16 protein-coding genes are annotated in these 17,336 nt (G+C 61.3%); 9 read left to right on the top strand and 7 right to left on the bottom strand.

Going from position 1 to position 17,336, the window contains the following annotated elements; translation table 11 throughout:
- Positions 1-45: 45 nt before the first annotated feature.
- The gene (locus H7V21_RS09110; RefSeq protein WP_188053231.1) at positions 46-276 is read left to right on the top strand and encodes a zinc-finger domain-containing protein; all 231 of its coding nucleotides are present in this window, start codon (positions 46-48) and stop codon (positions 274-276) included.
- A gap of 18 nt (positions 277-294) precedes the next feature.
- Positions 295-1,725: a metalloprotease TldD gene (gene tldD, locus H7V21_RS09105; RefSeq protein WP_188053229.1), complete on the top strand. Its 1,431-nt coding sequence runs from the start codon at positions 295-297 to the stop codon at positions 1,723-1,725.
- A 37-nt stretch (positions 1,726-1,762) separates the two neighbouring features.
- Here the strand turns inward: tldD and H7V21_RS09100 are convergent, their stop codons facing one another.
- Complete coding sequence (locus H7V21_RS09100; protein ID WP_410482656.1) at positions 1,763-2,653, bottom strand: replication initiator protein A; 891 nt, start codon at positions 2,651-2,653, stop codon at positions 1,763-1,765.
- Between the two features lie 398 nt (positions 2,654-3,051).
- Between H7V21_RS09100 and H7V21_RS15890 the strand changes: the two genes are divergently transcribed.
- The 6 genes from H7V21_RS15890 to H7V21_RS09070 all read left to right on the top strand — a co-directional run bounded on the left by H7V21_RS15890 (position 3,052) and on the right by H7V21_RS09070 (position 10,566).
- Positions 3,052-4,452: a sugar transferase gene (locus H7V21_RS15890; RefSeq protein WP_262503795.1), complete on the top strand. Its 1,401-nt coding sequence runs from the start codon at positions 3,052-3,054 to the stop codon at positions 4,450-4,452.
- A 117-nt stretch (positions 4,453-4,569) separates the two neighbouring features.
- Positions 4,570-6,216 (top strand): hypothetical protein, encoded by a 1,647-nt coding sequence (locus H7V21_RS09090; RefSeq protein ID WP_188053225.1) that lies wholly within the window; start codon positions 4,570-4,572, stop codon positions 6,214-6,216.
- A 100-nt stretch (positions 6,217-6,316) separates the two neighbouring features.
- Complete coding sequence (locus tag H7V21_RS09085) at positions 6,317-7,189, top strand: hypothetical protein (RefSeq protein ID WP_188053223.1); 873 nt, start codon at positions 6,317-6,319, stop codon at positions 7,187-7,189.
- Entirely contained in the window at positions 7,120-8,544 is a 1,425-nt protein-coding gene (locus H7V21_RS09080) for a lipopolysaccharide biosynthesis protein (RefSeq protein WP_188053221.1), read from the top strand. Before H7V21_RS09085 ends, H7V21_RS09080 begins: the two co-directional genes overlap by 70 nt.
- Positions 8,545-8,548: 4 nt before the next feature.
- Complete coding sequence (locus H7V21_RS09075) at positions 8,549-9,751, top strand: hypothetical protein (RefSeq protein WP_188053219.1); 1,203 nt, start codon at positions 8,549-8,551, stop codon at positions 9,749-9,751.
- A gap of 20 nt (positions 9,752-9,771) precedes the next feature.
- Positions 9,772-10,566 carry a class I SAM-dependent methyltransferase gene (locus H7V21_RS09070; protein WP_188053217.1) on the top strand — a complete coding sequence of 265 codons (795 nt, stop codon included), beginning with the start codon at positions 9,772-9,774 and terminating at the stop codon, positions 10,564-10,566.
- A 23-nt stretch (positions 10,567-10,589) separates the two neighbouring features.
- Here the strand turns inward: H7V21_RS09070 and H7V21_RS09065 are convergent, their stop codons facing one another.
- The 6 genes from H7V21_RS09065 to H7V21_RS09040 are packed head-to-tail and all read right to left on the bottom strand — an operon-like array spanning position 10,590 to position 15,359.
- Positions 10,590-11,327: a glycosyltransferase family 2 protein gene (locus H7V21_RS09065; RefSeq protein WP_188053215.1), complete on the bottom strand. Its 738-nt coding sequence runs from the start codon at positions 11,325-11,327 to the stop codon at positions 10,590-10,592.
- Positions 11,324-11,722 carry a capsular biosynthesis protein gene (locus tag H7V21_RS09060; RefSeq protein WP_188053213.1) on the bottom strand — a complete coding sequence of 133 codons (399 nt, stop codon included), beginning with the start codon at positions 11,720-11,722 and terminating at the stop codon, positions 11,324-11,326. Before H7V21_RS09060 ends, H7V21_RS09065 begins: the two co-directional genes overlap by 4 nt.
- Complete coding sequence (locus tag H7V21_RS09055; RefSeq protein ID WP_188053211.1) at positions 11,719-13,191, bottom strand: hypothetical protein; 1,473 nt, start codon at positions 13,189-13,191, stop codon at positions 11,719-11,721. Before H7V21_RS09055 ends, H7V21_RS09060 begins: the two co-directional genes overlap by 4 nt.
- Positions 13,188-14,147 carry a flippase-like domain-containing protein gene (locus tag H7V21_RS09050; RefSeq protein ID WP_188053209.1) on the bottom strand — a complete coding sequence of 320 codons (960 nt, stop codon included), beginning with the start codon at positions 14,145-14,147 and terminating at the stop codon, positions 13,188-13,190. Before H7V21_RS09050 ends, H7V21_RS09055 begins: the two co-directional genes overlap by 4 nt.
- Positions 14,140-14,934 (bottom strand): glycosyltransferase family 2 protein, encoded by a 795-nt coding sequence (locus H7V21_RS09045; RefSeq protein WP_188053207.1) that lies wholly within the window; start codon positions 14,932-14,934, stop codon positions 14,140-14,142. The genes H7V21_RS09050 and H7V21_RS09045 overlap by 8 nt, the downstream gene beginning before the upstream one ends.
- 14 nt (positions 14,935-14,948) lie before the next feature.
- Positions 14,949-15,359, bottom strand: a complete 411-nt coding sequence (locus tag H7V21_RS09040) for a hypothetical protein (protein WP_188053205.1) — start codon at positions 15,357-15,359, stop codon at positions 14,949-14,951.
- A 147-nt stretch (positions 15,360-15,506) separates the two neighbouring features.
- Between H7V21_RS09040 and H7V21_RS09035 the strand changes: the two genes are divergently transcribed.
- On the top strand, positions 15,507-17,306 hold the full coding sequence (locus H7V21_RS09035; RefSeq protein WP_188053203.1) for a hypothetical protein: 1,800 nt from the start codon (positions 15,507-15,509) through the stop codon (positions 17,304-17,306).
- The last annotated feature ends 30 nt before the right edge of the window (positions 17,307-17,336 follow it).

The raw sequence follows: 17,336 nt of genomic DNA, 5'->3' as shown, positions 1-17,336 counted from the left end.
GCGAAGCCGATTGCGAGCCGCATTTCCCTTTGCTACCGCGAACCCATGATCCCGCCGCCCCAGATCACGCGCGTTGCGCACCCCCGCGTCTCCTGCGACGGCGCGCACGACGGCATTCCCGCATCGCTCGGCCATCCGCGCGTCTGGCTTCAGATCGACGAGCATGGCTATGTCGATTGCGGCTATTGCGATCGCCGCTTCATCCTCATCGGCGGCCCCGCCGATGGCGCGGACCAGAGCGAGCTTCCCGATATCGCGTCTGGCGCCAGCATCTGAGCCGCCTATATCGGTGGGATGACTCTTCCCACCGATCCGCGCGCCTTCCTCTATCGCGATCAGCTCGATCCCGATTCCGCCGCCCGACTTGCCGCCGAGGCGCTGGGCAAGGCCGAGGATGGCGAACTCTATCTCCAGTATCGCCGCAGCGAAGCGTTCGGCTTCGATGACGGGCGGCTGAAGACCGCGAACTACGACACTCAGTCGGGCTTCGGCCTCCGCGCGGTCTCGGGCGAGACGACCGCCTTCGCGCATGGCACCGAAATGAGCGCTCCGGCGATCCGCCGCGCCGCCGAGACGATGGTGCTGATCGATCCTGCGAAGGGCGCGAAAGCGCCGCCGCCGCGCCGGAACAACCGGCATCTCTATACCGATGCCGATCCGCTCGATCTCGTCCCCTTCGCCGACAAGGTGAATCTGTGCCAGACGATCGATGCCGCGGCGCGCGCTCGCGATCCGCGCGTCGCCCAGGTGTCGGTCGGACTTACCGGATCGTGGAGCGTGGTCGAGATCGTGCGTCCCGATGGCTTCGTCGCCACCGACGTGCGCCCGCTCGTCCGGCTCAACGTGTCGGTGGTCGTCGAATCGAACGGCCGGCGCGAAACCGGCAGCTTCGGCACCGGCGGCCGCGCGCTCTACGGCCGCCTGTTCGAACCCGCCACCTGGAACCGTGCGATCGACGAGGCGCTGGCGCAGGCGCTCGTCAACCTCGAGGCAGTCGATGCGCCGGCGGGCGAGATGACCGTGCTGCTCGGCCCCGGCTGGCCGGGCGTGCTGCTGCACGAAGCCGTCGGCCATGGCCTCGAAGGTGATTTCAACCGCAAGGGCACCAGCGCCTTCTCGGGGCGGATCGGCGAGCGCGTGGCGGCGCCGGGCGTGACGGTGATCGACGATGGCTCGATCGGCGAGCGTCGCGGCTCGCTGTCGATCGACGACGAAGGAACGCCGACTCAGGAGAATATCCTGATCGAGGACGGCATTCTGCGCGGCTATATCCAGGATCGGCTCAACGCGCGGCTGATGGGAGTCGCGCCGACCGGCAATGGTCGCCGTGAGAGCTTCCAGCACGCGCCGATGCCGCGAATGACCAACACCTTCATGAAAGGCGGCAACGACGATCCCGCCGAGCTGCTGAGCCGGGTGAAGCGCGGCATCTTCGCCAAATCCTTCGGCGGCGGCCAGGTCGACATCGTCTCGGGCAAGTTCGTCTTCTCCTGCACCGAGGCGTATCGGATCGAGGACGGCCGGCTCGGCGCGCCGATCAAAGGCGCGACGCTGATCGGCGACGGGCCGACGGTGCTGCAGGACGTGATCGGCATCGGCAACGATTTCGCGCTCGACGAAGGCATCGGCATGTGCGGCAAGGGCGGACAGAGCGTGCCCGCCGGTGTCGGTCAGCCGACGCTGTTGGTCGAAGGCTTGACGGTCGGCGGCACGGCGTCGGATTGAACCGAGGGACTTCGTGCTTTCGAGTAGCCTTCCCGCGCTAACCGTCGGCGCAGCGCGGCTGCGAGTCGCGGCGCGCTGGTCGCGCGTCCGAATCGTCCGGCGCGCCCACGCGATCATCGGGCAGGGCAGGGGGGCGTCGCGTGATCCGCACCTGCACCACGCTCGGCCGCCGGCCGCGGCGGCGCGGCGCATCCCTGTCCTGCTCGACGGTTTCCACCAGGGTCAACCGATAGTCCGGAATCGCGTCCGCTTCGGCTATCTGCTTGAGAGCATAGCGAAAATTCGCCAATGGATTCTGATACCCTATCTGCAGGCGAAAGGTCTCCAGGCCGACCTCCATCCCTTCCTCGCCACATCCCGAACGCGCGACTTCGTAAATCCGCCGCTCGATCGGGCCGAGCTGGAAATAGGCATTGGCATAATCGAGCACATGCTGGTCGAGCAGGATCGCGCGGTAGAGCCAGTCGCACAGCCGGACCTTCACGGCCTTCAGCCGCCGCTCGCCCTTGCGCGTCCTGGCGTAATGCAGCTTGGCTTCGGACAGCCACGAGAAAAAGCCTTCCTCGCCTTCGCCGCCCGCTTCGATATTGGTCTTGATCTGCGTGCCCTGGAGCCGCCCCAGCGCCTCGGAAAGCCGGGCATAGGAACGCGCCGACTGGTTCGATCCGGTTACGGTGAACAGGTCGTGCGCGGTAAAGACAAAGTCGCGGCCCACCTGTTCGCCGGCATCGATCTTCGCCGCCATCAGGCTGGCGATATACAGGACGATTTCCTTGTCATAAATGGTCGCAACGCCGTTGGCGCTGGGCCGGACTTCGATGGAAACCCCGTCATTCTGGTAGGTTAGCGGCTTCATCCAGGCATTTTTCGCCATCGCGAAAAAGGGAAAGGCCATCAGCGACCGCTCGCCGCGTATCTCGCCCAGCATCGGACTGTCGAGGGTGAACAGGTCATGCTGCGTGTCATCCCGCTCACGGGACAGTTTTTGGGAAGGCGTGGGGTCAGGGGCGGCGGAAGACGGGGAGGAGTTAGCGCTCATCGCGCAATTTCATACTCGAAAGCATGAACTTTGGACAGAAACTAGTGGCAAGAACGACACCGTAACGCGCAAATCCGAACCGCGTTCGTGCTTTCGGGTATGACTGCCGCAATGAGCAGTGATTGCAGATTGGCGCCATCGGCAAATGCGTAAGCCGGATCCCCGCCAGTACCTGAAAATCATGCCAGACGCTCGCCGACGCAAAATCTATTCTGTACAAGCGCTTTGCTATAAGGCCTTTTTGCCGTGAAGTGCCGCGCCCGCCAGGGACAAGAAGGATTTGGAGAATGGAAGCGTCGCCCAGTCTTGCCGGGCAGATCGAATCTCGCGCTGGCGCCTCCCCTGTCCGTACGCCGGTGAAACCGGCCTGGCTGCGCCTGCGTATCGTCGTCTGCATCATCGGAATCGACCTGATGAGCATCGGCCTCGGCATCGGCATGGCCGCCCTGTTGCGCCACATCTTTCTCGGCAGTCCCAACCCCGGAATATTGCTTGGGACGGTAGTGCCGGTACACGTCATCGTCGCGGCGAATTCGCATGCCTATTCGCTCAAACGCGTGATCAACGCGCCGTTCCTCGGCGCCAAGCTGGGCCTGAAATCGCTGGCTGTCGCCGCCGCATTGACGATCTTCACCGCCTTTTCGTTCAAGGCCAGCGAAGATATTTCTCGATGGGTCACGATCATCGGGCTGATCTTTAGCGGCATCGTGATGGCGCTGGGTCGCTACTTTTTCCTTCGGCATTTCGCCACATTCATGGACTCACCTTTCATTACGCTCGTGATCCGCGAAGATGGCACGCCCTGTGTGTCGACCGATGGCCAGGTGTTGACGCCGGATGAGATTGGCATCGATCCCGACCGCCACGACCCATTGATGTACGATCGCCTGGCGAAGCGGCTTCAATTTGCCGACCGCGTGATCGTTGCATGCCGACCAGAACGCCGAACGGCATGGGCGCACGCACTGAAGGGCACAAACCTTCAGAGCGAAATACTGGTGCCGGAACTCGCTGCGCTTTCTCCGATCGCGATCGACCGGCTTGGCCGCGACGCAACGATGGTTGTCGCAACCGGCCCGCTCGAACTATCCGACCGCGTCGTCAAGCGCGCATTTGATATCGTCATTGCCAGCATCCTCTTGTGGCTCCTCCTGCCGCTGCTGATCGGCGTGGCGATTGCCATCAAGCTCGACAGCCGGGGGCCGGTCCTGTTCCGCCAACCGCGGATCGGACGCGGGAACAAAATCTTCGAAATACTCAAATTTCGCAGCATGCGCGTCGAGGATGGCGATTCGGGCGGACATCGCTCCACAGCGCGCGACGATGAGCGGATCACCCGCGTCGGGCGGTGGATCCGGTCAAGCAGCATCGATGAACTGCCACAGCTATACAATGTCCTGCGCGGGCATATGAGCATCGTAGGATCCAGGCCCCATGCGCTCAGCAGCCGCGCGGCCAACAAGCTTTTCTGGGAAATCGATTCGCGATACTGGCACCGCCATGCTGCCAAGCCCGGATTGACCGGACTTGCTCAAATTCGCGGCTATCGCGGCGCAACAATGATCGAGGAATATCTAACCAACCGGCTGCAGGCGGATCTTGAATATCTCGATAACTGGTCGCTCTGGCGCGATATCGTCGTCGTCTTTCTGACGCTGCGGGTCCTTTTGCACCGCAACGCATTCTGATCCTTCGTCCATTGCCGAGCCGCAGTACGGGCAAGGACAAGCCGGAAAGCAACCGCCGCCTTGAAATCTCACAAAGACCAGACGCAGCGCAGACAGATGTTCACCGACCGAAGGGACATGCTGGCAACCATGCTGGGTGCCGGCATTGGCAGCGCACTTCTGGCAGCGGGCGCGACATGGCTTCCAAGCGGTTCGCGCGCCGCGCGCTCAGCCCCGGACCTGGCATCCAATGATGCAGCGATTTCGGTTCTTCAATTCGGCGCCGGTACTGGAAACAGCGTCCAGGACAGTCGCGCCTTCAACGAAGCCACGCGTGCCGCCCAGGCACAGGGGCGCCAATTGGTGATTCCGGCCGGACGCTACAGCATTCGCAACTGGAAAATCGCGCGCAGCGGGGGACCGCTGGAAATCACTGCTGCCGCCGACGCAATCCTCCAGCTCGCGCCCGAGGCGCTGAGCCGCGAAGCGCTTCTGGAGGTCAACGCGAATAACGTGACGATCACCGGGGGAGTCTGGGACGGTAATCGGCCGGCAATGCGGGAGAGCGAGAATATCGTCATCCGCATCCATTCCGACCGGCTCGACGATCCCCAGATCAGCGGCGTCACGTTTCGGCCGACGGCGGTTCGCAACGGCAATACCGATCTTGTCTTCGCCGTGGCGGCACGCGACTGCCACGTGATCGGGGGCGAATTTTCCGATGCCGTCGGCAATCTGGTGCTGTTTGCAACCGGAAACGCCACGCCCGGTGCACTCGACGCTGATCTTGTGGGATGCTCGATCCGCGATTGTGTGGGCGATCGCCGGATGAACGGCGCAGATGCCACCCAAGGCTGTTTCAAATTCTCGCGTCGCGGCCCCGAAGCAACGGCGCGCGACACGATCGATTGTGTGGTCGAAAACTGCGTAGCGCGCATGGCCGAGCACACAGAAGACAGGAACGGCGCCGTCTGCATCGAAATCTGGTCGCCCGGAAATGGCGGTCGGATAATCGGTTGTCGAACGGAAGGGGGCTTTCTCGGCCAATCAATTTCACGGCAGAACGGCGGAGAAATTTCGGCCGGGACGGCAATGCGCGCGGCATATTGCGGGTTCGAAGCGGCCGCCGGGCCGAATATTGCGATCCGCGATTGCACAGCGGTGTGCGACGGCGTGACCCGCGTAGGCATTTCGCTCGATCACCAGCATGCAGACCGCTGGCCGAACCACAACCTGCTTGCCGCCGATTGCCGGATTTTCCTGCCCGCCGACACCGGCATCCACGTCGTAGGTCCCGATCTGGAGACGCGTAACGCGTGGCGCGCGCTGGGAACGCATCTGGAGGCGGTCCGCGTCGAGTTGCATCCCGAACTGGCGGACGTGCGCGCCATTCGCATCCAGAATGCGCGGCAGGTCACGATCGGAGACAATATCCAGATCGCAGGCAATGCCGCTCCGGGAGCAGTCGCGATTCTGCTCGACCGGGTACGCGATGTCGCGATCGACGATGTTGCGGTGAGCGGAATCGCCGGACCGATTGTCCAGATACTTGCGTCCGGAGACGGGGATGTTGTGGATGCGATCCGCATCGGCGAGCTACACTCGATCGACGGGCGCGGCGACCCTGTCCAGTTGCTGCGCGGCGGCGGTCAGTTCGGACAGGATATTTCGCTTGGCTGTTTCCGTGGCGGTACAGTCGGCGGGATCACTAATCCGGGCTTTTCCCATCTGTCGGTTGCAGGAAACAACGCGGCGCGGCCCGCACCCGGCGCCTGCGCTCGGTGATGATCCAGCTCAGTTGCAATGCCTATATAGTCCGACTAGGCAAAATATGCGGGCGCCGGAGCGCTGTGTCCGCGCATTTCACTCATGCACTGGAACGACGATGACGACCCTCAGGAAGTTGAAGACAGTCGCGAAGAAGGTTCCCGGGGTTCGCCAGGCGGGGCGCGCCGTGATGGCCTCGATGGATGCGAACACCGCAATTCTTCAGAAAATACCGGTGTTTTCGCCCTATTCTGCCGGTGATTCAGAAATGATGCTGAAGCTGGCGCTGAACGATGCGAATACCGTTTTCCCGGTTCTGCGCACACTGTTGTTGAAGACCGGTGCCGAACTGCCCAAGGTTGTCGATGCCGAAGCCTTTCCAGAGACTGCAGAAGAACGGTCCGCCTGTGCCCAGCTCGCCGAACGATTTCGTCACTATGGCAGCGACAAGGCAGGCGTTCACAACTATCATCTGGTCTATGGCTCGATCATCGCGCGCATAGCGGAATTTTCGGCCATGCTCGAGGTCGGTCTGGGAACCAACAATACCGACATTCCTTCGAATATGGGGGCCAAGGGATCACCCGGCGCATCGCTTCGCGCCTTTCGCGATCATGCTTCTGAAGCACAGATTTTCGGCGCCGATATCGACCGGCGTATTCTCTTTAGCGAAGATCGGATTTCGACCTATTTCGTAGACCAGACGGAACTCGACACCTTCGACCGGCTGGGCGGCGATATTGGTCGGGAACTCGATCTCGTGATCGACGACGGCCTGCATTCGCCGGCAGCAAATCTCGCTGTTGTCCAGTTTGCAGCCGAGCGGGTGCGGCCAGGCGGCTTCATTGTGGTCGAGGATATCGCCTTTGCCGCGCAGTCCGTGTGGGAAGTGGTCGGCGTACTGCTGCAGCGGGACTATGAATGCGTTCTCGTAACAACGAACGTCGCATTGATGTTCGTTGCGCGCAAGCGGACCTCGCCGGTGCGCTGAAGGCCTCACCGGCAACAGACAGGGTAGGCGGACAGCGCTTGATGGATGATCACCGGACTTCGCGGGTCGCTCGCCTGCTGGCACTGGCGAGCGGACAGCGGTTGTTCGCGAGTGCACTGGTCAGCCAGGTTTTTGCGAGCGGCGGCAATTTCGCAGTCAACATCCTGCTCGCAGGAGCGCTCGGACCCCATTTGTTCGGCTATTGGGCGCTTGGTTGGATCGTCGTCGCCGTCCTGACGGCGTTCCACTATGTCCTCGTTCAGATTCCCGCACAGATCCTGTCGCGTGCCGATGACGGCTCGGTGGATCAGGACTGCCTGGTGGGGATTAGCCTGCTGGCGCTCGCCTATGCGGCGGGGGCCGGCATCATTGCCGGGCTGGCGGGTGTCGCCGGAGCGGCATGGTTGGATATGCCGACATGGTTGGGGGTCGGCCTTGGCCCCTTTGCCTGCGGTTGGATGCTGGTGGAATATAATCGTCGCGCATTGATCGTCGCTGGCAAGCTGGGGTTGCTCAACCTGCTAGAAGGCGCGCGGGCCCTGCTTTCGATCGGCCTGGTATTGCTTTGCATTCGAGGGGCGACGGACTTGACGCTGCTCGGCGCGGCCACCTGGGGTCTGGCGGCCCTGACGCTCCTGCTGGCGGCGATCGGCCTGGTTGCAATCATCCAGGGAACGCAGCTATCGGCCGCAGCCTTCTGGGCCACTGCGGGAAGGACGTGGCATTATTCTCGATGGATGGTACCGACCGCGCTGTCGTCCAGGCTGGGCCCCGATGCGGGCCTCGCCATGGCGAGCGTTCTGCTCGGCCCGGCGGCGGTCGGGGGGTTTCGCGCCATGTTTCAGATTACCAGCGTACTCAATCTGCTCTATCAGGCGATTGTCGTGGTTCTGCCGGTCAAATATGTCGAGCTGCACCGCAAATACGGCAATGCCCGCCTGTATCAGGTAACGCGCCAGCTCAGCCTGTTGTTCGTCCTGCTCGGGCTGGTGCTGCTGGCATTTTTCGCGCTGTTCGGGCGCCCTGTCGTATCAGCTCTCGTCGGCCCGAAATATCTCGAATACTCGGTTCTTCTGCCCTGGCTCAGTCTTATGTACGTCGCCATATTGCTTCATAATCCGCTTTCTTCCTGGCTTCATGCCCTGGGCGCAAGCGACCAACTTCTTCTGCCGAACCTGGCGGGAGTGGGAGCATCGTTACTGATCGTCATTCCCTTGCTGCACCTGTTCGGCATCGTGGGTTTGGCAATCGCGTTGCTTTGCCTTTATATTATCGAAGTCTCGGGGCTGGCGCTGGCGCTACGCCGGCGGATATGTCTGGACTCGGCGCGCACCTATCGCGAAGGGAAGGCCTGAAGCAATGGCAAGCCGACCGCCCGCCATTGCCGCGCCGCCCAACCTCGGCCCGAGTAACGCCGTCGCGCCGATTCAGGGCGACTATTGGGGCCTGCTGGCCATTCCCGCGCTTCTCTATGGTAGTCTGTTCACGATCACGCGTGAGTTCGGAGAGCTGGCCTATATCTTTATCGTCGGGCTGGCCGCGCTTGCCTGTGCAGGGAGCCGCCAGCTGAAATTCTTTCCCGGCCAGCGCTTTCTGGTCGTCCTGTCGTTCTTCTATATAATCCTTTCGCGCTTTGATGTCCTTCCCAGTGCCTGGACTATTTATCACGACGATTTTGCGGCGCTTCGCCAGTGGATTCCACTTGTCACGACGCCAATCTTGACGACGGCGATGTTTCTGCTGTTCTGGCAATATCGGCGGTTTATCATCGAATATGCGCTGCTGCTTTGCGCGATCGCATTCGTTATCCGCTTCATCGCCAGTTTCTGGGAACAGGATTTGTACTGGTATGCCGATGTGCCGCTCGGCATCTACGGCCTGTACAGCCCGAACAACGACACCCTGCCCCTGCTTCTCATGCTTGGAATCGCCGCGCATCGCGTCGACGGGCGGTGGCGCCTGCAAATCCTGCTGACGCTATTCACCGCACTGGTGTCCACCTCAGCTGCGACAAGATTGTTCGCGCTCATCAATATGGGAGCGCGCTTGGTCGGCGGACGCACGACCATGCTCATCATGCTCTTCATCGCGCTGATGGCGTTCCAGCTGATCAGTCCCTTCTACTATGACGCGATCTACACCCTCGACGGAAATTCTGGCGTGCGCACGATCTTTTGGCGCGACGCGCAGTTGGCGGTTATGCAAAGCCACGGCTTGGGGGTCGGTTTCGGGACCGAATATATCACTAACTGGTTCGGCGACGTGGGCCGCATCAGCTGGGGCCTGACGACCGAGGATGCCGACAATCGCCTGTTCATTTCCACGCACAGCACCTTTTACGATTTTGCCCTGCGCATGGGAGTGCTGGGGGCTGGGGGCTTTGCGCTCTGGATGTTCAGCGTAGTGCGCGGGGCCGTCACGCCCACTGCGGTACCCACGGCCGCACTGCTGGTAATCAGCTGCGCCGTGACGCCAGCGATGACGGCAATCGACACGCAGATCGGCATCAGCATGCTGCTCGCATGGCTGCTCGTCGAGCGAAAGGCGGCGGGACTAAGCTGACGATGGCGGAGGAGACGAACATGCCGGCGCGATCCATCGACGGTCGAGAAGCGGCGGCCATGCTTCCGAACCGGGCAAACGGCGGGCAGGGGCGTATTGCGCGCCTGCTCAAGCGCGAAAAATTCGACCCTCGCCTGATCGGGCTGGTCGCGAACCCCTATTTCCTCATTCGCCGGGCATTGCATCAATCGATCGCTGTGCTCGCGCCGCAGGCGAAGGGTCGCATCCTTGATTTTGGTTGCGGATCGAAACCCTATCGCCATCTGTTCGATCATGCCGAAGCCTATATCGGGCTCGACGTCGGCGAGAGCGGGCATGACCACAAGAATAGCGAGGTCGACGTCTTTTACGACGGCAAGACCATCCCTTTCGACGCCAGCTCGTTCGATGCGGTCGTTAGCTTCGAAACCTTCGAGCATGTCTTCAATCTTGAGGAGATGCTGGCGGAAATCCGGCGCGTACTGCGCCCGGGTGGAACGCTTTTGTTTTCGGTTCCCTTTGCCTGGGACGAGCATGAGGCACCTTACGACTTTGCCCGCTACACCAGCTTCGCGGTGCCACATCTTCTCGCCAGGGCAGGCTATGAGGTCGTAGAACTTCGCAAGTCAGGCAATTATGTCCGTTCAATCGCCCAATTGTGGATTGCCTATCTGCATCAAGAGATTGGCGTTAAACTGGGTCCGCTCCGGCCCTTGATACAACTCGGGTTGATCTTTCCTACCACATTGCTGGGGTTGGGGACGAGCAAGATCCTGCCTCGCTCGGACGCGCTGTTCCACAATCTGGTGATCCTGGCGCGCAAGCCCGACGCGTGAGGGACTCAGGGCGCGATCACCCCTCAAAGGTGTGGCGGGTCACTCTCCCTGAACGCTTCCACATCACGAGGCACGCCAAGCGGAACCACCGCTTCGAGCGGGACATCGTGGATATAGACCGGCGAGCCCTGGCGGATCAGATGATTGTACATCGGCGCGACATAGCGCTCATTCGCTTCCAGATTGGCCGGATCTGCATAGAATTCGTGATACGTGCGCGCATATAGATCGAACGAACCGAACCAATAAAGGCCAATCGTCGCATGCGGCGCGATCCGGACCTTTTCGCGCACCTCGACGGCCCGACCATTGGCATCGGTTCTGACAAAGCTCCAATGGTCGCCCTCTGCGGCAAAGCAGGGAATCCAGCCTTCCCCGCGAACCCTCGGCGCAGGGAGCATGTCAGGATGCACGAACGTGTCGATATTGTAGATCAGCATCGGCTCGGCCGAGCGCGCCACAGCGGGTGCCGCGAGCATGGCCGTGGTTGCCTGTCCATCGGTGGGCGCGTCGAGCTCAACTATCTCGAACCGTGCGATCCCCGCCTTGCGCGCCTCACGTGCAATGAAATCCGCCGCCGCATCAGCGCTGCGAACAATGAAGACAAAGTCCGCGCCCGCCTCGATGAACCCGCGCAGGCTGGCCATCGACCAGCAGAACAGCGAGCGGTCGTGCACTTCGATACAATATTTGGGGACCGTGTAGCCGGCATCCAGGAAGCGTCTTCCAAAGCCAGCCATGGTGATGATCGCGGTGGTCATTCGGCCTCCTGCGCATCGCCCACCAGTGCCAGAATCTGGGCATAGTCGAGGTTGACGAACTCGTCGGGGCGAATGGCCTTGTCATCGACATAGAAGCCGTTTCTGCCTGGCCATGGCTTGCCCACATGTAGCTCGTCATAGGGAATATCGTAGCGGTCGAACCACGCGAACAACTGCTTTGCAGTGCGGGCAACCAGCAAGCCGACATTGCCGTTGTAGGAATTCATGTTCCGGGACGTCGCGAGGATGATGTAAAAGCCAAGCGCGCGATACTCCCGCAGCTTCGCCAGCACCTCCGGGTGCGGCACGACATCGTCATAGCTCTGGTCAGCAGTCTTGATCGTACAGATCGTGCCGTCGATATCGAAGACGATGCACTTTTCACGTCGGATCACGTCAGAACTCCTGCAGGTCGCCCGATGAGTTGATCAAGAATGGTCGCCGCATTGATCGCAAAGCCCAGCACCTTGCGCGGGCGATCAATGTGCAGCGGCAACATGCTGACAAACAACGAAGCTTCTCCAAGGCGCATGACATAGGGGTCGAAGCCCGCCTCCCGCACACGCTCAAGGAACAGCGTACCGGCCCATGCCGGGGGACTGCGGTCCAGTTCGACGCTCAGGCGCAGTTCCTCGTCGACCTGCACTTCGAACATGTCATGGTTGATGAAATCATAGTTGCCGAGAACCGAATGGCTGATCTTGGCGATGTCATAATAGGGGTGAGTATAAAGGTCCGCTGCATTCGTGGCACCGCGGGGATCTATCAGCTTCAGTGACTGGGTCGGCTTACTGTAAAGCATGTTCGAAAAGCACAGATCTCCATGCCCGACCACCAGCTTGTTTCCCAGCAGCCGGTGCCGGTGCTTTTCAAAAGCCGCGCGATACCTTGCAAGCAGATTGTCTATGCCGCCCACCGCACGCTCCAGCAGCGGAGCAAGCGCTGGATAGGCGGGAAGCTTCCGCAACTGCTCGATCCGTTCCTCGACTTTCCGCCAGTATAGCGCGTCGGCAACGGCGGCTACTTCCTCCTGGCTCGCGGGTCGTTCGGCGCGCCGGGAGACGAAATAGAACAGCCGGTCGAGAAACTGCTCAAACTCCTTCTGCTGCAGACCGCTATGGATCCACTGCAACGCCATGTCGGGAACGAACAGCCGCTCCATCTGGTACCGTGCGCTTTGTTCGTCCTCTGCAAAATCGAACGGAGTGAGGAAGAACATGCGCATTTCCGGAGGAATCAGCGCATGGAAATCAAATTCGCGCTTTAGCTTGGTGCGATCGGCCGAGCTTTTTCTGACGATGTAACGATTCAGTGTAAGCTCGTTGAAATATCGCGCATCGAAACCGCCCCCGAGAAATTCGAGCAGCGCACTCTCTTCATTGAGATCGACCAGCCCGATACGGCCACTGACTTCCATCAGGGTCTCTCCCACCTCCTGCCGCGTTTCGGCACTGGCAAGATTGGCACCGCGCTCGCGCAGGAGCCTGGCGGAAAGCAGCATCCATCCCGCACGGCCGCCCGCGTTGAGCGTCGGAATATGATAAAGTGCGGGGGCATAGGCCGACTGCCGCAAGAACAGGCCAAGCTGTGCCGCATCCGCCAGCACACCGATATTCGCGGGACACAGAAGATACAGCGCGTCATCGGGGGCGTCCGGATCGATGCCATCGATCAATGCTTGCCAGTCTGCGGTCGAGCGCAGTTCGATCGGGTCTTCCAATCCAGCCTCGCGCGCGCCGCCGGTAAGCCAGTGCAGCAGGCTGCGCCGCCGAAAGACCAGATCGCGAAAATTCGCTATCCCCAGGAGCGCAGTGATGGAGGGCGCGGCCGGGGCGGAGCTGTCGTACAATAGCGTGAGGCTCATCGTGCACTTCTCCGTCCGGCGGCAGTCAGGCTCCACCGGCCAAAATGCCAGCTGGCAAGCAATCCACACAATGCCAACGGCAGCTGAGTGACGAGCACATATCCAACGCCAAGATCGAATGGCCTGGCCACACCCCCATCCAGACTGCTGGGCAGCGTCCGCCCTTCGACCACGGACGAAAAGAACGCCAGCAGCGCCACCACTGGGTCCTGGCCACCGCTCGTCGCCAGTAACACGATCCAGAGCGCGGCAAGTTCGGCAATCCAGATGAACAGACTATATGCAAGCAGTAGCGGCGTCCGGCCGCGCAGCTTGTCGACTGCCTCGCTTAGGAAGCTTCGCGCGGTCTTGATAAGGTGCAATGCGGCGATGGAGGCGTGACTGTTGTAGCGCCGCAGAATGAAAGTAGCGGCCCGACGGAGATTATCCGGCGCAAGCAGCAGCATCCCGAAACTGGCGAGTACGAACACAATGGTAAGCGCAAGGAAGCCGCCAAATATGCCAATCGATCCGGGCGCCAGCAGCGCCACCACCAGCAGCAGCGGCATGAAGATGGCAGCATCGAACAGGCGCTCGATCCAGACAAAGGTCACGCCGTGTCGTGTCCCGCCAACGACCGCCGCGAGCGCGCCGGCCCGCAATGCGTCGCCAAGTTTGAACGGAATGGCGAGCGACGCCGCAGCGGCCCAGAAGTGAAAGCTGGTGAGAACACGCAGACTGCACCGCGGATCGGCGATGATCAACGCAAGACGCGCAATGCGCAGCAAATGGCTGCCAAGATACAGGATCGTCGCCAGCAACATCAGCGGATGCAGCGTCCCGGGGACCCCGGTAGCAAGCTTGACCGCAACGGCAACGGTGACGGCTAGCAGTACCGCCTGCCCCACCAGAAAGGCAATTGCGCGCAGCCAGCGAAGCGCGGGTGCCGCCGATTTCCTGGAAAGGGTTTCAGCCATGCAGTGAGGCCTGAACGCTACTCGTATATTGGCCCGGTGCGTATTTGGAGAAATCGGTCTCCAGATAACGGCGCCGACGCAGGGCATATAGCAGCGGAAGCGACGCAACGCGCGTCGCCTGGCGGAAGAGCTTGACGTTGGAAACCTGATCGTCCTCACGCCAGCTGAGCGGAAAATAGCAAATTCGCCAGCCTGCGGCATAACTGCGCAGAAGCATGTGATAGTTGAACGTCAGATCATCTGCGTTCCGGTACCACCATTTGTCCTTCAACGCGGCGACACGATAGAGGTTGAGACCGCTGCCAAGATCATGGACGCGCTGGCGCAACGCCGCCGAGTACAGCAGGTTGAAGACGTGATTGCCCAGCGTGCGTGCCGGCGAATAGCCCTCTAGCCGTGCGCCCTGCATGAAGCGCGCACCAAGCAGTGCATCACAATTTTCGTGGGCGCGTCGCTCCAGAAGCGGCAATAGATCCGCGATGCTTCCCTGGTCGTCGCCATGGAGCACGACGAGATAGTCATACCCCCCCGCCAACGCATGCTGAAACGCTACTTTGTGCGATCCGCCGAGCCCGTAATTGGCGTCGTTGCGCACCAGCGTTGCCGGGATGGCGAGGTCGCCGAGCGCCGCCACCGCTACATCGGCGCCATTGTCAGTACTGCGATTATCGACCACCAGCACCCCGGCAAGATGCGCCTGCACCTCAGGTGTGAGCTGGCGGATCACGCGCCCGATCTGCGCCGCACAATTGTACATCGGAATGAACAGGAGGGTGCGTTCTTGCATGATGTGTCCGCTTCTTACGACCGTGCCCGGTTATGCGACATGTTCCCAGTCAGGAAAGACATAAAGGCAAAGTTCGCCGCAAATGTTGCCGGAAGGATGAGCAGTTTGGCCAGCAGGCTCGGGAATATCGTTGCGAGAAATCCGACCGCCGCGGACGCTGCGGCAATCGCCAGGAATTGATAGGCGACATAAGCGGCCAGCAGGCGAAAAACAAAATGCCCTTCATAAATGAAGATGCGTTTTACAGAGGCGAAGAATACAAAAGTGACAGCAAGGCCTGCAGACAGGAAATTTGCCGCCGCTGGGGGAAGTCCAAAATAATGCAAAACAAGAAAGGCAATCGTATCTAATAGGAGACCAAGGCCGGATACAGCGCCAAAGCGGAAAATCCGAACACCAAGGCTATGAAAACTGTTCTTATTCATCCCGCTGCGCTTCGACGTCGCAGACGCCCCCCCCGATAGATTTAGGCGGCGTACCGGGCGCCGGGCGGCAGCGTCAAGAGGAAATCGCAGTTGCGCGGTGCAGTGGGAGCGGATAGCGCAAGCTACAAAGAATAGGGGGAAACCAGGGTGCAGTGGCAGGTCGACGTCGCTTCGGCATTCCGCTCCATGCGCGTGCCGGAAACCACAGCCGATCGCCGCGCAACCTGGATCGCATGGGCGTTCGGCCTTTTCCTGCTGATCGTTCAGTCGCTTCCCGCCCTGCGCAGCGGCCTTACCGAAGGCTTTCAGTATAACGCGCTGGCCGTGGCAATGCATCTGCATGCGGGCACCCCGGCGCTGACGGACCAGATCTATCCACTCAACCAGGAATTCTTCCTGTTGAGCCGGCTCGGCAGTAATTGGCTGTTGAGCCTCTTCGTTCCCTTGAATGCGATCGATCCACTGCTTCCCACCCGCGGGATCGCCGTCGGCAGCCTGATCCTGATGGTTGCTTCCTTGCTGCTGTTCACGCGCCGCGTGACGGGATTGGAATGGAGCTGGACGATCCTGCTGACCGCATTGCTGCAGAGCGTCTTCTTCTCCGCCTATCTGGCGACGGACAGCCTCACCTCCGCTGCGGTTGTTTGCGCCGCAGCCGCCACCTTGGCTTACGGCACTCGTTGGTGGCAGATCCTGGTTGCCGGCATGCTGCTGGGCGTGGCGATCATATTGCGCCTGGAATCGCTGCTGGCGGCTCCCTTTTTCGCGCTGTGGCTGCTCCTGCAGCCAGGCGACTGGCGTAGCCGGGGAACGAAACTGGCGGCGGCAGGCGTGCTGGCCGCAGCTATTCCGAATATTTTCCTGTTGGCGAACGGCACGTCCATCTTTGAGGCGCTGGCGATTTCCGGCAAGGCGATTGCAATGTGGGCACGGCCGCTGGCGCCGCTCAACAAGATCACCGTGCTGATGATCTTCGCTCAGCCTGCCTTTGTCCTGCTGGCGATGGTCGGCACTATCCGCCTGGCAATCGCGCGACAGCATGCAATCCTGCTCATGCTTTTGGGACCGATCCTGCTGTTCGTCGCCTTTTCCTTCGGCAATCTTTATAATTCGCGGCAACTTCTTGCGATCACCCCGCCCGCGATGCTGCTCGCCGTATGGGGATTGCAGCATCTGCGCTCCGCCGTTTCGCTGGCCGGTCATCGCTGGCAGAAGGCGGTCGCATCGCTGGTCGGGATCTTTCTCGTGGCGACGTTTGCCTATCCGCTCGGCCGGACCGAGGAAGGGCCGCGCCCGTTCGTCGGACAAGTACCTACGGCCCTGTGGTGGTGGCAATATCTGGGGCAGTTGGAAACCAGCAACCGCAACGCCCTGCATTCGATTGCCGCTTATGTGGCGGCGCATCCGAATGGCGTGATCTTCTCGCACGACTGGAACGGCGACCGCCTGGCGCTCTGGTCGCTTGCGCTCGCGGGGTACAGCCCGCTGTCGCGGCAGGGGTCACAGGCGTGCGAGCGCTATGCCGAAGCCTTTGGGCATGATGGCGACATCGTCCATCACTTCCGAGCCACGCTACCATTTCTGGGCGAAAAGGCAGCGGGACGCCTGGCGGCGGAACAGCTGTTTCCCTGTCTGCGCGAATGGGGTGGGAGCGATTTGCCGGTGCTGCTGGTGACCACCAGGCCGATGAGCCAGCTCTCCGGCATGGCGGGCAGGATGGTCGCCGGCGCACCCACGCAGGAGCGGGCTGCGCCGTTCATCGATATCCGCCTGCGCGGCAGCCGACCGGAAATCGGGAGCGATGCCGGATATTTGGTGAAATCGTTCCTCCTTCCCCCAACACGTGCTGCGTTGGAAACGGTACCGCCCGGTGCCTCGAACGGGCGGGCAGGGGACGCTGTGGCGGAAGCTGAACTACGCGAGCCGACAGGTCGTGCAGCGCGCTAGCGAGCGGGTTTCATCAACCGGGCCATATCC

This window comes from Sphingosinithalassobacter sp. CS137, from assembly GCF_014334115.1.
Classification (GTDB): Bacteria; Pseudomonadota; Alphaproteobacteria; order Sphingomonadales; family Sphingomonadaceae; genus Sphingomonas.
Note: the sequence above shows the minus strand (reverse complement) of the source record. Positions and strands in the feature narration are given on the sequence as shown.